General features: G+C 50.2%; 18 protein-coding genes and 1 other RNA gene. 11 read left to right on the top strand and 8 right to left on the bottom strand.

Going from position 1 to position 19,230, the window contains the following annotated elements; translation table 11 throughout:
• Positions 1-18: 18 nt before the first annotated feature.
• The 6 genes from BW972_RS17790 (at position 19) to dnaN (ending at position 6,160) form a co-directional block, all read left to right on the top strand.
• On the top strand, positions 19-732 hold the full coding sequence (locus BW972_RS17790; RefSeq protein WP_007654547.1) for a hypothetical protein: 714 nt from the start codon (positions 19-21) through the stop codon (positions 730-732).
• Between the two features lie 21 nt (positions 733-753).
• The gene (locus BW972_RS17785; RefSeq protein ID WP_076423118.1) at positions 754-1,458 is read left to right on the top strand and encodes an SDR family oxidoreductase; all 705 of its coding nucleotides are present in this window, start codon (positions 754-756) and stop codon (positions 1,456-1,458) included.
• A 126-nt stretch (positions 1,459-1,584) separates the two neighbouring features.
• Positions 1,585-2,496 carry a gliding motility-associated ABC transporter ATP-binding subunit GldA gene (gldA, locus tag BW972_RS17780; RefSeq protein ID WP_076423117.1) on the top strand — a complete coding sequence of 304 codons (912 nt, stop codon included), beginning with the start codon at positions 1,585-1,587 and terminating at the stop codon, positions 2,494-2,496.
• Positions 2,497-2,505: 9 nt separating this feature from the next.
• Positions 2,506-3,234 carry a gliding motility-associated ABC transporter permease subunit GldF gene (gene gldF / locus BW972_RS17775; protein WP_076423116.1) on the top strand — a complete coding sequence of 243 codons (729 nt, stop codon included), beginning with the start codon at positions 2,506-2,508 and terminating at the stop codon, positions 3,232-3,234.
• A complete protein-coding gene (gene gldG / locus BW972_RS17770; protein ID WP_076423115.1) occupies positions 3,228-4,928 on the top strand; it encodes a gliding motility-associated ABC transporter substrate-binding protein GldG in 1,701 nt (566 codons plus the stop codon). Before gldF ends, gldG begins: the two co-directional genes overlap by 7 nt.
• Positions 4,929-5,035: 107 nt before the next feature.
• Positions 5,036-6,160: a DNA polymerase III subunit beta gene (gene dnaN, locus BW972_RS17765; RefSeq protein WP_007654541.1), complete on the top strand. Its 1,125-nt coding sequence runs from the start codon at positions 5,036-5,038 to the stop codon at positions 6,158-6,160.
• An 86-nt stretch (positions 6,161-6,246) separates the two neighbouring features.
• Here the strand turns inward: dnaN and BW972_RS17760 are convergent, their stop codons facing one another.
• A complete protein-coding gene (locus BW972_RS17760) occupies positions 6,247-7,281 on the bottom strand; it encodes an endonuclease/exonuclease/phosphatase family protein (protein ID WP_083674248.1) in 1,035 nt (344 codons plus the stop codon).
• Positions 7,282-7,358: 77 nt separating this feature from the next.
• On the opposite strand from BW972_RS17760, the gene gldC reads away from it, so the two are divergent.
• Positions 7,359-7,700 carry a gliding motility protein GldC gene (gene gldC / locus BW972_RS17755; protein WP_007654530.1) on the top strand — a complete coding sequence of 114 codons (342 nt, stop codon included), beginning with the start codon at positions 7,359-7,361 and terminating at the stop codon, positions 7,698-7,700.
• Positions 7,701-7,767: 67 nt separating this feature from the next.
• Here gldC and BW972_RS17750 read toward each other — a convergent pair whose 3' ends face one another.
• The 5 genes from BW972_RS17750 to guaA form a co-directional block, all read right to left on the bottom strand.
• Positions 7,768-8,214, bottom strand: coding sequence for a hypothetical protein (locus BW972_RS17750; RefSeq protein ID WP_234986437.1), 447 nt, complete (start codon positions 8,212-8,214; stop codon positions 7,768-7,770).
• A gap of 212 nt (positions 8,215-8,426) precedes the next feature.
• Positions 8,427-8,963, bottom strand: a complete 537-nt coding sequence (gene dcd, locus BW972_RS17745) for a dCTP deaminase (RefSeq protein WP_007654526.1) — start codon at positions 8,961-8,963, stop codon at positions 8,427-8,429.
• Between the two features lie 237 nt (positions 8,964-9,200).
• A complete protein-coding gene (gene hemL, locus BW972_RS17740; protein WP_076423113.1) occupies positions 9,201-10,499 on the bottom strand; it encodes a glutamate-1-semialdehyde 2,1-aminomutase in 1,299 nt (432 codons plus the stop codon).
• A gap of 74 nt (positions 10,500-10,573) precedes the next feature.
• On the bottom strand, positions 10,574-12,277 hold the full coding sequence (locus BW972_RS17735) for an ABC transporter substrate-binding protein (protein WP_234986436.1): 1,704 nt from the start codon (positions 12,275-12,277) through the stop codon (positions 10,574-10,576).
• Between the two features lie 146 nt (positions 12,278-12,423).
• Complete coding sequence (gene guaA, locus BW972_RS17730; protein ID WP_076423111.1) at positions 12,424-13,953, bottom strand: glutamine-hydrolyzing GMP synthase; 1,530 nt, start codon at positions 13,951-13,953, stop codon at positions 12,424-12,426.
• Positions 13,954-14,295: 342 nt separating this feature from the next.
• Between guaA and ffs the strand changes: the two genes are divergently transcribed.
• From ffs to BW972_RS17710, 4 genes are all read left to right on the top strand, one after another.
• An RNA gene (gene ffs / locus BW972_RS17725) (signal recognition particle sRNA small type) lies at positions 14,296-14,393 on the top strand.
• A 209-nt stretch (positions 14,394-14,602) separates the two neighbouring features.
• Positions 14,603-15,259, top strand: coding sequence for a fructose-6-phosphate aldolase (gene fsa, locus BW972_RS17720; RefSeq protein WP_007654513.1), 657 nt, complete (start codon positions 14,603-14,605; stop codon positions 15,257-15,259).
• 139 nt (positions 15,260-15,398) lie between these two features.
• On the top strand, positions 15,399-15,602 hold the full coding sequence (locus BW972_RS17715; protein WP_007654512.1) for a hypothetical protein: 204 nt from the start codon (positions 15,399-15,401) through the stop codon (positions 15,600-15,602).
• 7 nt (positions 15,603-15,609) lie between these two features.
• Positions 15,610-16,323 (top strand): cell division ATP-binding protein FtsE, encoded by a 714-nt coding sequence (locus tag BW972_RS17710; RefSeq protein ID WP_007654511.1) that lies wholly within the window; start codon positions 15,610-15,612, stop codon positions 16,321-16,323.
• 107 nt (positions 16,324-16,430) lie between these two features.
• On the opposite strand, the gene BW972_RS17705 is transcribed toward BW972_RS17710, so the two are convergent.
• Together BW972_RS17705 and BW972_RS17700 are read right to left on the bottom strand one after the other, a co-directional pair.
• Entirely contained in the window at positions 16,431-17,906 is a 1,476-nt protein-coding gene (locus tag BW972_RS17705; RefSeq protein ID WP_076423110.1) for a lipopolysaccharide biosynthesis protein, read from the bottom strand.
• A gap of 33 nt (positions 17,907-17,939) precedes the next feature.
• Positions 17,940-19,229, bottom strand: coding sequence for a glycosyltransferase family protein (locus BW972_RS17700; RefSeq protein WP_076423109.1), 1,290 nt, complete (start codon positions 19,227-19,229; stop codon positions 17,940-17,942).
• Position 19,230: the final 1 nt, after the last annotated feature.

Genomic DNA, 19,230 nt, shown 5'->3' with positions numbered 1-19,230 from the left:
AAACAAACTTATACCTATATGAAAAAAGTATACCTGCTTTTGCTTGCGCTAGGTAGCGCTACTGTAGTATTTGGCCAGAAAATGGAGTACAGCGCCCAGCTAAACTCTGGTTTGTCAAGGTTTACAGGAGAATCGTCTACCAAAACGACTGTAATGGTCCTTAATGATACCTGGGGCAGCGCTCCAATGGTGATCAATCCGTATGGCAACAGGTATAACGTGACATATGGAGGTAGTTTGCAGGCGCAATTTGTTGCAGCTGGTGGCTTTATACTGGGTACTCAGGCAGGGTACGAGCAACTGCGAACACAGGCTAAGATAGACAGAGCCCATGGCTTTTGGTCGCACAGTTCTTCTATGACACATCCGGCTGACGGTAAAGCTGTCATCATAGCCGATTATATCAATCTGCAGCCTTACATTGGCTGGCGGATCAAGCAAAGCCCTATAGACCTGGACCTAACCCTCGGTTCGGATATTGGTTTCAGTCAGCAAATGAAAGAGAGATCGGAGGCGACACTGGAAGATGGAACTGAATTTAAGACAAGAATAGACCGCAACGAATCGATCACTGATTTCAGACCTAGACTGGGTATAACAGGCTACCATGGTCACTTCGGCCTATCCTTGAGTTACGCCCATGGTATCAAGAACTACAAGGCTAACATGGAAGGCGCCAATATGAAGCTATATACCCAAGTAATCCGGGCAGGCCTGCTTTACAGATTATAAACTCCCTATAAACATAAAACTATGAAACTGGAAAATAAGATAGCCGTGGTAACCGGCGTGAGCAGAGGCATCGGACTGGCAGCTGTGCATGCGCTGCTGGAGCAGGGCGCGAAAGTAGCAGGCTGGGGCAGAACTAACCCAGATGTGCAGCATGAGCATTTTGAGTTTGTGGAGTGCGATGTGCGCCGTGCCGACTCGGTGCAAATGGCCTACAAGCACACCGTGGAGCATTTCGGTGGACATATTAGTGTGCTGATCAACAATGCCGGACTGGGTCGCTCGGCTACGCTCGAAGACCAGGACTTGGAAGAGTGGCACCTGATGTTCGACACAAACGTGCACGGCCTCTTCTACTGCACGCGTCTAGTAGTGCCGGGTATGAAGGAAATGGGAGAGGGGCACATTATCAATATCTCATCCATCGCCGGTACGACAGGTATAGAACAGATGTCAGCATACTGCGCCACCAAGCATGCGGTGCGCGGTATTTCGCACTCGCTCTACAAAGAGGTGCGCGACTATGGCGTGAAAGTAACCTGCATCTACCCCGGCTCCGTGCAAACCAACTTTTTCGACAACATCGATAGCGTAACGGTAAACGATAACATGATGCGTCCGGAGGATATCGCCTCCACCATTGTGCACTGCCTGGAATCGCACGCCAACTACCACCACGTAGACATTGAGGTGCGTCCGCTGATGCCAAAAGGCAGAAAACAGGTATAGCCATAATGTGGAACAGCTTTTGTAGCTTTGCATACCTAATTAAAGCTGAATTCAGAATGGTAAATGAATAATGGTCAGGCCTGAAGCCGATTGTCATTGTTCATTATGCATTCATTACTGTAAATAATGTCTGTCGAAGTAAAAAACCTTACCAAGCTTTTCGGGTCGCAACGGGCTGTCGATGATATTTCGTTTTCGGTCTCGCAGGGGCAAATACTTGGCTTTCTGGGACCTAACGGTGCCGGCAAGTCCACGACCATGAAGATTGCTACCTGCTACCTGCCCCCAAGTGCGGGTACCGTACAGGTAGCCGGCTATGATGTGGTGCAGGATCCTATTGCGGTGCGCCGCCATGTGGGCTATCTGCCGGAGCACAACCCGCTCTACCTGGACATGTATGTGCACGAGTACCTGCAGTTTGTGGCTTCGGTATACGGCCTGAAAGGACGCCGGGCGAAGGAGCGGGTGCAGGAGATGGTGGAGCTTTGTGGCCTCACCCTGGAGCAGGGCAAGAAGATCGGAGCCCTTTCCAAAGGTTACCGCCAACGGGTAGGCCTGGCGCAGGCGCTGGTGCACAACCCGCAGGTGCTGATCCTCGACGAACCGACCACCGGCCTCGACCCTAACCAGATCGTGGAGATACGCTCCCTCATCAAGCGTATCGGGCAGGACAAAACCGTGATCTTCTCTACACACATCATGCAGGAGGTGACCGCCATCTGCGATCGCGTCGTGATCATCAACCGCGGCAAACTGGTGGCTGACAGCGATGTGGCCAGTCTGCAGGCTGGCTCCCGCAATGAAAAGACAACCTTGGTGGAGTTTGAGCAGCCTATACCTGTGGAGGCGCTTGAGCAAGTGCCTGGAGTTCTGACAGCGACTCTAGTTGAGGGTGCGACCTACCGGGTGGTTTCCCGCAAGGATACTGACATCCGCGCGACCCTTTTCCGGGTGGCTGCCGAGCGCAACTGGCCACTGGTAGGACTGCGCCACGAAGAAAACTCCCTCGAAAAGATTTTCCAACAACTGACGAAGTAGGTATACCTAATGCTCGCTATACTTAAAAAAGAATTTAACGGCTTCCTGAACACGCTGATCGCCTACATCGTGATCACGGTCTTTCTGGTGGCCATTGGCATGTTCATGTGGGTATTCCCCGAGAGCAATGTGCTCGATTACGGCTTTGCCGATATGCAGACGCTGTTCAACATGGCGCCCTGGCTGTTCCTGTTCCTGATTCCGGCGATCACCATGCGTACCTTTGCCGAGGAGAAACGGGAGGGCACGATCGAACTCCTGCTCACCAAGCCGATCTCGGACTTACAGCTTATTATGGGTAAATACTTCGCTGCGCTCCTGCTGGCGCTTTTTGCCCTTATACCTACGCTGATCTACTACTATAGCGTGTACGAACTCGGCAATCCGCAAGGCAACGTAGACTCAGCCGCTGTGGTGGGCTCATACCTTGGCTTGGTGTTCCTGGCTGGCGTATTTGCCGCTATCGGGGTTTTTGCCTCCTCTGTCTCAGACAACCAGATCATCTCTTTCGTGATCGCTATTTTCCTGTGCTACATCTTCTACGCAGGTTTCGAATTGATTGCCTCTATACCTGTGTGGGGTGGCTATAGCTACTTCATCAGCCAGTTAGGTATAGAATACCACTACATGGCCATCAGCAAAGGGCTGATCGACTCGCGCGACGTGCTCTACTTTCTGAGTGTGATCGCGATCATGATTCTTTCCACCAAACTTGTATTGAGCAGCAGAAAATGGTAACAGAGCAGGCAACGACACACAAAAGCAAGCGCAGCCGCGACCTGACCCGCTTTCTGATCGCGTTGGCAGCCATTGTGCTGCTCAACATACTAGCCGCCAATTTCTTCTTCCGCCTCGACCTGACCGAGGATAAGCGCTATACCATTTCGCCTGTTACAAAGCAGATGCTGGCAGAGCTTCCGGAGCCGGTCTTTGTAGAGGTATACCTGGAAGGGGAGTTCCCGGCCGGATTCAAACGCCTGCAGCAGTCGGTACGGGAAACGCTCGACGAGTTCCGCATCTACGCGGGCGGCAATGTGCGCTACGAATTCATCGACCCGAACGAGATTTCTGACGAGAAGCAGCGGGTGGAGTTTTTCCAGAAGCTAGCGCAGGCAGGTATACAGCCTACTAACCTACGCGCTAACGAAGGCGGCAAGCAGGTGGAACGACTGGTATTTCCGGGTGCTCGCGTGATGTACAAAGGCAAAGAAACCGGCGTAATGCTCCTGAAAGGCAACCTGGCGGCCTCTCCTGACGAACGCCTGAACCAGTCAGTAGAGGGAGTGGAGTACGAACTGGCCACGGCGATACGCAAAATGGCCTTCCAGGGCAACAAAACAATTGGATACATCAGTGGGCAGGGGCAGTTAGAAACACAGAACGTGACTGACCTGCTGGGCTCTCTGCAGGAGTTCTACCGGGTGGCCCGCGGCGAACTGCGTGATATCCCTACCTTGCAAGGCCTGGACCTGATCATCATTGCCAAACCAACCCAACCTTTTACCGAAGCCGACAAGTACAAGATTGACCAGTTCATCATGAACGGGGGCAAGGCAGTATTTTTTGTAGATGCCTTAAACGCGAATATGGATAGCGTAGGAGCAGGAGGGATGTTCGCCATGCCTTACAATCTCAATCTGGATGACCTGTTCTTCCGTTATGGCGTGCGCCTGAACCCAACCATGATCATGGATCTGAATTCTGGCTTTATACCCATTGTAACAGGCTATACCGGTGAGCGGCCGCAAACCGAGATGATCAACTGGCGTTTCTATCCACTGCTCAACACCTTTGCCAAGCACCCAATTACGCGCAACATCGATGCGGTGTATTCCAAGTTTATTGGAACGATGGATACTGTAAGAGCTGACGGCATTCGCAAAACACCGCTGGCCTTTACCTCAGTTTATTCCCGTGTGTTGCAGGCGCCGGTACCGCTAACGCTTGAAGAAGCCCGTATGGATGTAAAACCGGAGCAATACCAGGCGGGGCCTCAGCCTGTAGGCTATCTGCTGGAGGGCGCCTTTACATCGCTCTTCCGTAACAGAAGAGCTCCGGAGGGAGCGGCTGATCCACAGGTGAAAGAGACAGGCGTACCAACCAAAATAGCAGTTTTCTCGGATGGTGACCTTGTGCGCAACGATGTGAACCCACGTACGGGGCAGGCTTACGAGCTGGGTTTTGACAGGTACAACAATGTAACGTTTGCGAACCGTGAGCTGGCCATGAACACCATTCATTACCTGCTGGACTCTGAGGGTCTGATCAATGTGCGCAGCAAAGAAATACAACTGCGGCCACTGGATAGGGTGCGTGTGAAAGAAGAGCGTACCTATTGGCAGCTGCTCAACATCGTGGCTCCGATCGTGCTGCTGGCCCTGTTTGGGGTGCTGCGCTACTACCTGCGCAAGCGTCGCTACGAACGCTTCTGATTTTTTTGCCCTGTATGTAAAGAAATTGTGAAAAAGCCGGGCCCGTGCAGGTAGCATAAATGCGAAAAATTTTTAACTTTGTCCAAATAACATTATAGCTATACATAATGAAATTTATCGTCTCTTCCTCTGCTCTTTTGAAGCAGTTAGCCAGCATAAACGGTGTGGTAACCAACAACCCGGTGGTTCCTATCCTTGAGAACTTCCTGTTCGAGATCAACGACAGCACCCTCACCATCACAGCCAGTGACCTGGAAACTTCCATGATCACTGAACTGCAGGTTGAGGCGAAGGAGAGTGGCCGCATTGCTGCCCCTGCCAAGATCCTGATCGAGACGCTGAAGAACCTGCCAGACCAGCCGGTGACTTTCACGATTGACGAAGAGACCTATACCATTGAGATCAGTTCAGCAAACGGACGCTACAAGCTTTCCGGTGAGAACGCAACCGATTTCCCGCGTGTACCTGTGGTGAAGGGTGGCAGCGCCATCGAGATCCCGTCTAACGTGCTGGCTCGTGCCATCAACAAGACGATCTTTGCAGTAAGCAACGACGAGCTTCGTCCAGCCATGACGGGTATCTACGTGCAACTGCGCCCTGACAATGTAACGTTCGTAGCCACAGACGGTCACCGTCTGCTGCGTTTCCGTCGTACGGACATCGCTACGAGCCAGGAAGCATCGCTGATCATTCCACGCAAGGCTTTCACGCTGCTGAAGTCTACATTGCCATCTGAGGCGACTGCCGTGCGCATGGAGTTCAACCAGTCCAACGCTTTCTTCAGCTTCGACAACATACGCATGATCTGCCGTCTGATTGACGAGCGTTATCCGGACTACGAGAACGTTATACCTGTACAGAACCCGAACAAACTGGTGATCGACCGTTCTGCATTGCTGAGCTCTGTGCGTCGTATCTCCATCTACTCAAACAAAACCACGCACCAGATTCGTCTGAAGCTGTCCGGCTCTGAGCTGCAGGTTTCTGCCGAAGACCTCGACTTCTCGAACGAAGCGAACGAGCGCCTGACTTGCCAATATGACGGTGAGGACATGGAAATCGGCTTTAATGCGAAGTTTTTGATCGAAATGCTCAACAACATCGACGCTGACGAAATCTCGTTTGAGCTGTCCACACCGAACCGTGCTGGTCTGTTGATGCCGCTTGCAAATGAAGATAATGAAAATGTTCTGATGCTGGTGATGCCTGTAATGCTGAACAATTACGTATAAGAAGATAATTTCTCCTAATGCAGAAAGGCGGACCGTTATGGTTCGCCTTTCTTGTTTTTAGGGTGTCGTCTATCTCAGTGTATAGCCTACTTTTGCAGTTTGATGTATACCGGGAAGTGGTCGCTGTACCCGCCGATGTAAAGGGTACCGGACCAGGTCTGACGAGGCGTATCCTTATACCTGCCGAAGGTGAATTTGGCAAACTCCGGATCGTGGATGAAGGCAGAGCCGTGCGCGTAGTGCAAACCACCTCTGGTATTCAGGAGCGACTTGGACACCAGGATCTGATCTCGCATTTTGTTGTCGTTGCGGGTATGGAAGCTGCCGTGCCCCTGCACGTACCACAAATAAAAGGTGTTAAACAGCTCTTCATTGTAAGACGGATCAGGGCGGCCTGTCGCTCTCAGTACCTTTTCCATGTTGGAGGACTTCGGCTCATCAGTAAAATCACCCAGCACGATTATTTTGGCATCCCTGTCTGCTTTCTGCTGCGCATCCAGCTGCCGTCTGAGTTCTACCGCTGCCTCTCTTCTGCGGGCAGTACCGAGCGTCGTGCTGCCACGGTCTTCCGGCCAGTGATTTACATAAATCGTCACAGGCTCGCCTGCCAGCGTTCCTTTTACCTGCAGTATGCCCCGTGAGCTAAAGCCCTTTTCGGAGAACTTGATAGGTAGGTTTGTATGGGTCGTTGGTTTGAAAACCCTGGGGTTGTAGAGCAGGGCCACATCCAGCCCCTCAGGGTCGGGAGAGTCGTAATGAATAATATTGTAGCGGCGCTTGCGAAGAGGAGAGGAGCTGACCAGGTCCTCCAGCACCTGCCGGTTCTCCACCTCGCTGACACCTAATAGGTCAGCTCCGTTTTTGCCGCCAATGGACTCAATGACTTTCGCAATATTGCGAATTTTGGTCTTATACCTGTCCTCATCCCACTGCATGATACCTTCAGGGGTGAAGCCGTCATCATCTGTTTTGGGGTCATTCTTCGTGTCGTAGAGTTTCTCTGTATTATAAAAAGCGACTGTGTAGAGTTTCGTTTTTTTAGTAGAGGAGGTTAAGCTGGCACACCCCGAAAGGATGGTCAGGCTAAAAAGAAAGAAGAAGGTTTTTATTACGTAGCGCATCGCGTAACTTTGTACTTAGTTTGAGTATTCAAGCATAGTACGAGATATATATAGCACAAAGTTTAACAGAAACGAAAATGAAGAAGTCAGAAATATACTTTAGCATCGCGCTGGACGAGCAGCGTGTACCGGAAGCCATCAGCTGGAGAGCCACCGATGCAGGCGAAAAAATCCATTTTGCGAAGGCCATCAATATTTCCCTATGGGACCGTGATGAAGCAGGTACCATGAAAATCGACCTGTGGACCAAGGACATGCCTATCGATGAAATGAAATACTTCTACATCGACACCATTGGTGCTATGGCCCAGAGCATCGCTACGGCCACCAGCGATAAGGTAATGGCTGATAAAATGCGTGCTCTTTGTGAAGACTTGATGAAGCACGTAGAAGAGGAACGCAAGAAGGAAAGTAACTAGACTAGTCCTATAAACAACGAAAGCCACCCTTTGAGGTGGCTTTTATGCTTTTATTTAAAATGTCGAATTAGTTTACGTTTGAGGCAGTCGTGTTTTCAGTGGCCTTTTCGTTCGTAGCCAGGTTCTGAGAACCTTGTTCGTTCAGGCTTGCCATAAACTCACGGTCTACTTTAGAATATACTTTACGGTCACCGAAGTAATCGTTATACTGCACGGTGCTCAGGATGTCTTCAAACTCCAGGTCACGCACGGCCAGTACTTCTTTGCACTTCTCTGTGATCAGTTGCTCGTTACCTTCGTGCTTCTGCTCGATCTCAGTGATCTGGGCAGCTACGTCCAGGTTGATCTCTCTAATCTTGTTGGCCTGGTAGTTATTCAAACGAAGCTCACGAATCATCTGGTCAGTGAGGTGGTTGGCACGCTTCTCAGCAATCACTGTTACATTATTACCTGTAGCAAATGCGCCGTATACGGTTCCGAATACCATCAATGTTATTACCAGTAGCTTTTTCATAATCTTAGTGTTTTTGGTGTTTTCAATGCTTTTCATTCTCTCCTGAGGCATTGTAGTTTTAAAACGCAGGCCACCGTGAAATGATTCCGGCATTTAAAAATTTTCCTGCTTGCCTTTCAGTGTCGAATACGTGTAATATAGTGCAGGAATTATGCCAAAAAAGGCCAAATAAGCTAATATTTGACCTTTTTTTAATGTTTTTTAGGTAGAAATTACCATTCGTTGCGCCACATCATCGATTCGACAGGCTTGGTTGTGCGGTTGTTATACTTGGCATTGTCTTTACTGTTGTAATAGTTTTCAATGCCGCCTTTTACTTCAAAATAAATCAGCTGACCAATCGGCATGCCATGGTATACACGTACCTGCTGCGTTACAGAAATTTCCAAAGTCCATGTGTTGCAGAAGCCTACATCACCTTTACCGGCCGTTGCGTGGATGTCGATGCCAAGACGACCTACGCTTGACTTACCTTCCAGAAAAGGTACGTGCGCATGTGTTTCGGTGTACTCCAGCGTCACACCCAGGTATAAGGTGTTAGGTTGCAGGACAAAGCCTTCCTCCGGGATTTCAAAGACATCAATCTGATTGTGCTGACGGGCGTCGAGTACTTCGTCGCGGTAAGTGGCCAGGTAGCGGCCCAGGTGTACATCGTAAGAGTTGGTGCCAAGGCTGGAGCGCCTGAACGGCTCAATTAAAATAGTGCCTTTCTCAACCTCTTCTAAAATCTGCTTATCTGTAAGAATCATGGGGGTGCAATGTTACGACCGTAAAAGTACGGAAAATGGGCGAATTGTTGATTGTGAAATGTTAATTAGCTAAATGGTTAAATTGCAAAATTGTTGAAAAGCTAACCGGAGGGGGATAACGGTGCTGGAGTTAGAATGCATGCCCGCCGGAAAAGATGGTCTGGCTGTACCTCCCTATAATAATAACGGCAGCCTTGGTGTAAGCTGCCGTCTCTTTTATAATCACTAAGGTATAGCTTACTGTTGTACTGCCTCCTGAAGTGCTTCTCGGTTTGCCTGCAGGTACTCCTGCACCAAGTCATCGGTAATGGCTGTAGACACGAACAATGATTCGTATTGGGAAGGAGCCAGGTATACGCCGCGCTGCAGCATGCTGTTGAAATAGCGACCGAACATGGCGGTGTCAGATGTCTTGGCACTTTCGAAATCGGTAACAGGCTGCTCTGTGAAGAAGATGCTGAACATAGAGCCCACATGGTTGATGGTGAAGTTCATCCCCAGTTCTTGCATGTTCTGCTTCATGCCGTTTATCATTTTGGTAGTCGTCTGCTCCAGGTTCGTGTATACCTCTGGATGTCCTTGCAGGTACTGCAGCATGGCCATACCTGCTGACATGGCAATCGGGTTACCGGACAGCGTGCCGGCCTGGTAAACCGGTCCTGCTGGCGCTACAAAGTTCATGATCTCTTTCTTGCCGCCGTAGGCACCCACTGGCATACCGCCACCTATGATCTTGCCCAGGGTCGTCATATCCGGCGTTACGCCGAACAACTGCTGTGCACCGCCCGGTGCCAGACGGAAACCGGTCATCACTTCGTCAAAGATCAATACGATGCCTTCTTTGGTGCAAAGGTCACGCAGCCCCTGCAGGAAGCCTTGTTCCGGCAGTACGAGACCCATGTTACCAGCAACCGGCTCCAGAATGATAGCCGCTACCTGGTCTTTGTTGGCTTCCACTAGTGTTTTTACAGCCTCCAGGTCATTGAATGGGGCCGTAAGCGTATCAGCTGCTACACCCTGCGTTACGCCCGGGCTATCCGGCACGCCGAGTGTAATAGCACCACTACCGGCAGCGATCAGAAAAGAGTCGCCGTGGCCGTGGTAACAGCCTTCAAATTTGATCATCTTGTTGCGGCCGGTATAGCCTCTGGCCACCCGCACTGCCGACATAGTCGCCTCGGTACCGGAGTTCACCATGCGCACCTTCTCAATCGAAGGCACCATGTCCACGATCAGCTCTGCAATCTCAATTTCTTTGCGGGTTGGAGCTCCAAAAGAAAGCGAGTTCGGTATAGCCTTTTGCACGGCCTCCTGCACTATTTCCGCTGCATGACCCAAGATCATAGGCCCCCAGGAGTTAATAAGCTCTATGTAGCGGTTGCCGTCCTCGTCGAACATATAAGGGCCTTTGGCTGATACCATAAAACGTGGATTTCCGCCCACGGCTCTGAAGGCTCGTACAGGAGAGTTTACCCCGCCTGGTATGGAGTGCTGTGCACGCTGGAAAAGTTCTTCGCTGATTGGTGCTATTTTCATAATTCTGATTTCTTTGAATTTAAAAGCAATGATATGGGCAGGGTGCTATACCCTGATGTGTAATGCCTGGAGCATTAAAAGATCGGGTTTACAACAGTTAGTTGCAGGTTTTCCAGTTTGGTAATCGGAATGTACTGGTTGTCACGGCGCACTTCATTGAGAGCTGCACGATCGGTGTAGCCTATGCCTTTGTAAAAAACACCCGGGCGGAGTCCCTCTGAGCCAAGCGCCAGATTAAAGCGGGGACCGTAATTTTGGAGCAGTGTTCCAAAATAATACATCATTTCAAAACCGGCATAGGCATACTGTGAGGGTGGCATGTTATACCTGGCCGTATACCTCTTACGGAAGTGACGCGCTGCCGAACTCATCTGATCGATGTATTTCGGGTTTACAAAATAGATCTCCAGATCGTCTAACTGGCGCAGGGTCAACTGCCCTATACCCAGCCACTTTTCGAATGTCACGAGTGGCAGCGTGGCTGCTCTGGACTGTAAGGTACTAACCGTATTTGCCGCAGCCGTCATCTGATCAGAGAAAACTGCCAGATGGCCAACATTCTCCAATTTCAGGTCTTTGAAAACAGCGGCGGTGGCAGCGCTTTGTGCAGAGTTTATCTTTTTGTAAGCTGCCACTTTACCCCCTAATTTCAGGAACTGCTCGCGGTAATGCTGGCTAAACGCGATGTCATCTTTGTTGTCTTCATACAGGATGACAGCCGTTTTAGGCTCGAAAGTGTGGTAAGCGTAGGTAGCAGCCTGTCGTGCCTGCGTCGCTACAGAAGACTCAAATAGAAAAATATTGACATTATCAGCAGCTACTTCCAGGTCCTGAGTAAGCGGGTTGATTACATTCACATTATTCTGAGTGGCAAAACGGGCTGCAATCTTGGCCGATGACCTGTAAACAGGACCGATAACCAGATCCATGCTTTTGAGCTCCGAAGTTTCCAGGATTCGCTTTACAGCGGTTGTATCGGTGCCTGCATCGTAAGCATAGAGGTTTATATTTATTCCCTGACGTTTGAGGGAGTCCTGCGCCATCTTCATGCCTGCGAAAAGGTCGGTGGCAAACTGATTCTTACGTGCTGCCTGCCCCAGGTCCTGGTCCAGCTGAAACGGCATCAGGGCTGCTACATTATAAGCCTGCTTGCGCATGGCATTGGCGCTCAGGTAGCGGTTGCGGTCCAGGCGGTGCTTCGATACAATGCTTTCCAGCGTGGTTCTGTCCTCAGGACGATACCAACCTGCCAGCAACTTGTCAGCATAGGTCTGTGCGACAGCTTTATCTTCCGGATAGCGCTGCAGTAACTGCTCGAAAATTCCGCGGTCCGTGATGCGCATCAGGTAGTGACGCTTCAGATTTTCGGCATCGGCTTGTAGTTTAGCGGAACGAAGGCTACTTAGTTCAGCCAATGCCTGCTCATACTCGCCTTGTTCAAAAAGTACATTAGCAAGTAAATAGCTTGCTTCAGGTTGATTGGGCCAATTGGGGTGCTGGCCTTGTAACTGTTGCAGCATACGCCGCGCTTCAGGCAGTTTGTTTGCCTTGAGCGCCGCTACGGCATACAAGTAAGAAGCTTCGGGAGCATATTGATTTTTGGGACCAGCCTGCGTGATAGGTAGTAACTCGGCCATGGCCTTGTCATAGCGCTCCTGCTCTATCAGTACCTTGCCATTGCTATAGGTCGTGCCATAATCCTGCTGGGCCTGTACCGGCAGCGCAAGCGCAGCCATTAGCAGCATACCCGCTGCATGCTTCAATAAGCTTCTCTTCATGTTGTTCTATTTTTGAATTAGTGATTGAGTGATTAAAATAAAGTCGAAGGCCGAACTAACCTATTTCTTAGCTGCAGCCTTACCCAAGCTAAACCAAGTTTTCACCAATTCACTCAATCACCCATTCACTAATTCACTCAATAATATTACTCCCACTCGATGGTTGCCGGTGGTTTCGAGCTGATGTCATATACGACGCGGTTTACGCCTTTTACCTTGTTGATGATCTCATTGGATACATCGGCCAGGAACTCATACGGTAAACGGCTCCAGTCTGCTGTCATGCCGTCGATCGAGGTCACAGCACGAAGGGCCACCACATTTTCGTAAGTACGCTCATCGCCCATTACACCTACTGATTGCAAAGGTGTCAGGATAGCACCTGCCTGCCACACCTCGTCATACAGACCTGACTTTTTCAGGTTGCTGATGAAGATGTGATCTACCTGCTGCAGCACGTGTACCTTCTCCGGTGTGATGTCACCCAAAATACGGATAGCCAGACCAGGACCAGGGAAAGGATGACGACCCAGGATAGCATCATCTATCTTAAGGGTCTTACCTACCAAACGCACCTCATCTTTGAAAAGTGTTTTGAGTGGTTCTACCACTTTCAGTTTCATGAAGTCAGGCAGACCGCCTACGTTGTGGTGCGATTTGATCGTAGCCGAAGGACCTTTCACGCTCAGCGACTCAATTACGTCCGGGTAAATAGTGCCTTGTGCCAGCCACTTCACGTCCTCAATCTGATGCGCTTCGTCGTCGAATACCTCAATAAACACACGGCCAATCGCCTTGCGCTTGCCTTCGGGGTCGGAGATGCCGGCTAGTGCTGCGTAGAAGCGGTCTTTGGCGTCAACGCCTTTCACGTTCAGACCCATGTGCTTATATGAATCAAGCACAGTCTCAAACTCGTCCTTGCGCAGCAATCCGTTGTCTACGAAGATGCAGTACAGGTTTTTACCGATCGCCTGGTGGATCAGCATGGCCGCCACACTGGAGTCTACACCGCCAGACAGGCCAAGTACCACCTTGTCATTGCCCAGCTGCTCTCTCAGATCAGCCACCGTGGCATCCACGAACTGCTCGGAGGTCCAGTCCTGCTGGCAATCGCAGATGTGCACCACAAAATTGCGGAGCAGGGTTTTGCCTTCGTCGGAGTGGGTTACCTCTGGGTGGAACTGAATACCGTAGGTTTCCTGGTCGCGCAGCTTGTACGCGGCTACACGTACCGTTTCCGTGCTGGCTATAACTTCAAAATTGTCTGGAATTTCTTTGATCGTGTCGCCATGCGACATCCATACCACAGAACCTGGGGTAAGTTCTTTCATCAGGCGGTTTGCCGTATGCAGCTCCGTAAGTCTGGCACGACCGTATTCGCGAATGGTAGATGGGGTTACTTCGCCCTGGTGCTCGTAGGCGATCAGCTGTGCGCCGTAGCACACGCCCAGCAAAGGGAGCTTGCCCATAAACTGGCTTAGATCAATGGTAGGGTGTTCGTGGTCGCGCACCGAGCAGGGGCTGCCCGATAGAATAACGCCTTTGACATCTTCCGTGAGTTCCGGAACATTATTGTAAGGGTAAATCTCACAATACACATTTAGCTCGCGCACCCGTCTTGCAATCAATTGGGTGTACTGGGAGCCGAAGTCGAGAATCAGTATTTTTTCTGGCATGCGCAAAGGTAAGGTGTATTAGGCTTTTTTGCCAAAAATAGGGGAGATATGTTTTTGAGGGGTGTTGAAAGTGGGGGGCTGAAATGGCGGCGAGACTTGTAGTATGGTTCAAGCATCCCCGCTTGTGTCTGTTATAGTGAGTCCTCTGGAACACTTAAGCACAATTTGTGGATATGGATGAAAGGAGGAACTCACTTCAACACTATAGGTATAGCTATGATCAGAAAATTCTTTTCTGCATCAAATCCCCTGACCGTAAGAAACATGTGTTCACAATAACGTCTGTCAAACATAATTCCGAAGAATAAATTTGCACTTCAGGATAATCTTCGTACTTTTGTAACGGCAAATCGGCACGGCCAGCTCCCGTCGAACTCCCCCAGGGCCGGAAGGCAGCAAGGGTAGATGGTCGAAGCGGCGCGATGTTGGTTTGCCACTTTTTTTTGCCCATACTTTTCTGATCGGCTCCCTGCCGGTCTTTTTATTTAAAGCCCAGCTGCTCCTGCTGCGCCTTCCTATACCCTGCCATACAATAGGTTAACCTGCCTTTGAGGGCTTATACCTCAATTGTCCCGCATCTTTTATACAATGTCTTTTGACTTAGGGCATATTGCGTTAGATTTGTAGGAAAATCTACATCCCCAGCATTATGAAATTCTTTGTTGATACTGCAAACCTGCAGGAAATTCAGGAAGCGCACGACCTCGGTGTGCTCGACGGTGTTACCACCAACCCATCGCTGATGGCCAAAGAAGGTATCTTCGGGCACGACAATGTGATGGCGCACTACAAGCAGATTTGCGAAATCGTGGATGGTGACATCAGCGCCGAAGTGATCGCAACGGACTTCGACGGCATGGTACGCGAAGGCGAACTGCTGGCCGAACTACACCCGAACATTGTAGTGAAAGTGCCGATGACACGTGAAGGTGTGAAGGCGATCCGTCACTTCAGCGAGCGCGGCATCAAGACCAACTGTACACTGGTATTCTCTGCTGGTCAGGCTATTCTGGCAGCCAAGGCAGGTGCTACTTATGTGTCTCCTTTCGTAGGTCGTCTAGATGACGTGTCAACGGATGGTTTGCAACTGATCGAGCAGATCGTGCATATTTATGGCAACTACGGTTACCAGACGCAGGTACTAGCCGCTTCTGTACGTCACGTGATGCACCTGGTGCAGTGCGCTGAACTTGGAGCTGATGTGGTAACTTGTCCGCTTTCTGTGATCACGGGCCTGCTGAATCACCCACTGACTGACATCGGTCTGCAGAAATTCCTGGCTGACCACGCCAAAGGAAATAAGTAATAACTAATGAATAATGAGTAATGATTAATGGGGTAAAGTGAATAAGGGGCAATACTTAAACATTTTACTTCATTAATCATTATCCATTCTATACCTGGCAATTCTTCATTAGTCACTACTCATTATTCATTAAAAAAAGATGTACATCATCAAAGTAAAGGGCAAGGCCAAAATTCCGGATTATATTCAGCTGCGCGACGATAATTTCGTGCTGATTGCTTACTTTAGGGCAGACCGGCCACTCAAGAACCTGGACCGCTATGGCCTGGAGGGAAAAGAGGAGGCTTTGGCTGCGCTGATTGAGTCCCTCGAGTTTGGTAAACTGCAGCAACTAGACATTTAATTTTCTTATGAGCTTTTCTTCATCTACACCCGTGGTATCGCTACGCGACGTGGCTATCTATCAGGACGTAAACACCGTGTTGAGCAGTGTCAACTTCGACATTGACAAAGGCGAGTTTGTATACCTGGTGGGGCGCACTGGTAGTGGAAAAAGCTCATTGCTCAAAACTCTTTACGGTGATTTGCCGCTTCAGACCGGCGTAGGCACCATCGCCGATTTTAAACTCACGAAGCTCCCGCGTAAGCAAGTACCATTTCTGCGTCGCAAGATCGGTATCGTGTTTCAGGACTTTCAGTTACTTTTCGATCGTACAGTGGCTGAGAATCTGGCCTTTGTACTGAAAGCTACTGGCTGGAAAGATAAGTCGAAGCGCAAGCAGCGCATTACAGAAGTGTTGATGCGTGTTGGTCTGGATGCCGCCGCTAACAAACTGCCGCACCAGCTGTCCGGTGGTGAGCAGCAGCGCATTGTCGTGGCCCGTGCCCTGCTAAACGAGCCTGTGATCCTGCTGGCCGACGAACCGACTGGTAATCTCGACCCGATCGTAGCCGATGGCATCATGCAGCTCTTTAACGAGATCAATAACAGCGGTACTGCCATCCTGATGGCTACGCACAACTACGAGATCATCAACCGCTACCCACACCGCGTACTCAAGTGCGAAAACGGCAAAGTACTCGATTCAAAAGTGGAGTCCTTTAATTTAACAACAGGGTACTAAATCTAATTTTTTTGGTTTTATAATAGTGGAGTTTTTACAGAAAGCTCCCCGCACAGGTGTACCTTTTTCTATACCTGTCACAGTTTTCAGTTAATGAACCCTTCTACTTATTTAAGTCTGCGCCACTGGGCAAACATCCACTGGTTCATGTCCGGATATACCCGTAGGCTGAGCATCAGGCCCATGTAAATAGCAGTGATCAGCAGGGAGCGCACCAGGATGTCCAGGTATAGGTTGCCAAGGTATGGCACCAGGTAGGAGACTCCCAGCGCAACGGCTGCAATGGCTGTCACACCCAGCGAATTCCAGGCAAAAGGTTGCATTTTGTAGAGCCACTGCACAAAGAACAGGCGCAGCAGGTTGATCGTCACATACGAGATCATGGAGGCCATTGCTGCACCGTTTATCCCATAGAGCGGAATGAACACATAGTTCGTCCAGATGGTCAGGCCGGCCAGCACCACATTAAAAAGGAGATCCCAGCGGTACTTCTCGGAAGTAGCCAGAATGATGCCGTTTATACCTGTGGCCAGGTCGATGATGCGAGCCATGGACAGGAACAATACTACATACTTACCTGCCCGGTAGGTTTCCGGCATAAAAGAGAAGAGGTTGTCAATGTTGGCCCAGATGCCTATGAAGAGCAGCAAACCAACGATCAGGTTGATCAGGGTGATTTGCTTGTAAAGCCGCTCCATACCTGCCATGTCCTTGTCTTTCCAGTACTCGGCCACTTGCGGAAAAGCGATCTTGAAAATAGACCTGGCTGGTACCATGATGGCGCTGGTGATGAAAAAAGCTGTGGTGTAAATACCGTTGTCGCCCAGGCTGTAAGAGCTGATCATGATTTGATCGACAGTGGTAATGATGGTAACAGAAATATTGCCCAGGAAGGTGAAAAAACCGAAGTACAGCATTTCACGCAAGGGTACAATACTGAGCGCTGCCAGGCGCGGCTTCAGGAACAGTTGCTTTAACCAGAGCGCATACACTACCAGCGAAAGCGTGATCACCGCATTGATGACAATGTAAAGCAGCACGAACTGCCTGAATTCGATCCAGCCAAGCGCATAAAGACCAATCAGTGCCGTCGTGAGGATGCGCAGCAGAAAGTCCTGGGCGAATGACGAAATGATGGTCTTGAACAGCGAGCGCAGGTAAGCTGTGAGCAGATTGAAAAGCAGTGTGAAAAAGGCCAGCGGGATCACAAAGTAATAGTAATCGAGCAGGAGCGGAGAATTCTCGATGTAATAGTCGATCACAACCGGCTTGAACAGCAGGAATAATACGGAGATGGCGCCAAAGCCCAGCACAGGTATAGCCAGCATCAGAAACAGGAAGCCGTGGTGTTCTTTGCTCTTATCCCGGAAATATGGGAAGTAGCGCACACTCATGTTTACGAAGCCGAGTGCGGAGAACTGCGCAAACATCACCGAGATCTGGATCAGCAGACGCGTAAGGCCGACTTCTTCCTCCTCCAAAAAGTTCGGGAACAGCAAGATGGTGTTCACATAGCCGATGGCGATGCCGGCATATGAGATCACGGTGTTCCAAATACCCTCTCGCTGGAGATGTTTACTCATGTTTCTTTTTCAGGCCACAAAGGTAGCCGATTCTTATAATTGATTGGTGGTAGCCAACATTGCTTTTATTAAGTCAGCTGCCAGTTCGCCGCTCCTGCCGTCGTACTCCGTTCCCACAGTCGCGTGGTAATAGCTAGCTCGTTGGTAAACCTGCGGTTTATGTGCTATACCTTGTGCGAGCATTGGCTTGAGCGCATCGTAGGAAGCAGCTTTCTCAATCAGTCCCTGCGCCACAAAGCCATAATAATCATGCAGTTCCTCTGTCGGGTTGAAATTGTAGTAAACCGACCATACATTCAGCAGCACTGCCTCCAGGTGAATGCCGGAGTTACCGCTGATCAGCATTTCCAGATCCCGCAGGTATTCAAACACGGACTGCTGTCGCGCGTTGGTTAGGCTGACGTTTGGGCTGATGCCGGTGACAAAGGTATAGCTGCGTTTGTCGCGGGGGTGGGGGCGCAGCAGAATCCTGAGCTGCGGAAAGTCACGGCTAATCTGGCGCACCAGCAGCTCCACTTCCTCCACCCGGTCCATCAGGTTGCAGGCTATACCTAGTGTTTGCACCTGCCGACTCTTGTTACGAAGCGGCACAAACTTATCAGCTTTTGGCATACCGATAAACTCCACCCGACCCTGCACCGGTCCGCACTGCCTGTACTTGTCCAGCGAATCCTGTCCCTCAAGCAGGTTCAGATCAAATGACAGCGGAGGGAACAAGTTGCTCACACTGGAGTGCTGCACATAAACAGTGGGTATGCCTAACTGCTTCGCTGCCAGCAGCATGGCACGGGCATCGGCGTTGTGGTCGTTGGCAAAGACGATGGCTTGCGGTCGATACTTCTGAAGCTTCTGCAGGTATACCTCATAGAAACCGATGGCATCGTAAAGCAGATCCACGAAGCGGAGGGTGCTGTGCTTGCGATGTGATAGAAACTGAAAGAACAGCGGCAGAAACTTGTAGTAATAGAACAGTTTTTTGCGCAGTGAGAGCCGCGCCACCTGTTGGTTATACCTGCCAATGGCTTTGCTCTGGCCCGCTACCATTACGGCATCAGGTATAGCTGCCTCTAAAAAGTGCAGACTGTCGTAATTGTTCTGACTCACCACATACAGCCATACCTTTCCTTGTAGTTGCTCCGGCTGCTCCACAGACCGGAACAGATTGCCAAACAGCCGCACCAGGGTATAGCCGGCCATGCGCAGCAGTCGCATGAAAGGGTTGGCAGGGGAGGCTGCATTTTTGGCGCTTTCCGGCAGTTTGTAGAAGCCTTCGGAAAAGTGCAGGTATAGGATGTTGCTGTACAGGGTATACCAGTCTTTCATG

Source organism: Pontibacter lucknowensis, assembly GCF_900156415.1.
Taxonomy (GTDB): domain Bacteria; phylum Bacteroidota; class Bacteroidia; order Cytophagales; family Hymenobacteraceae; genus Pontibacter; species Pontibacter lucknowensis.
The sequence above is the reverse complement of the archived record's forward strand: the minus strand, read 5'-3'. Positions and strand labels throughout refer to the sequence as shown.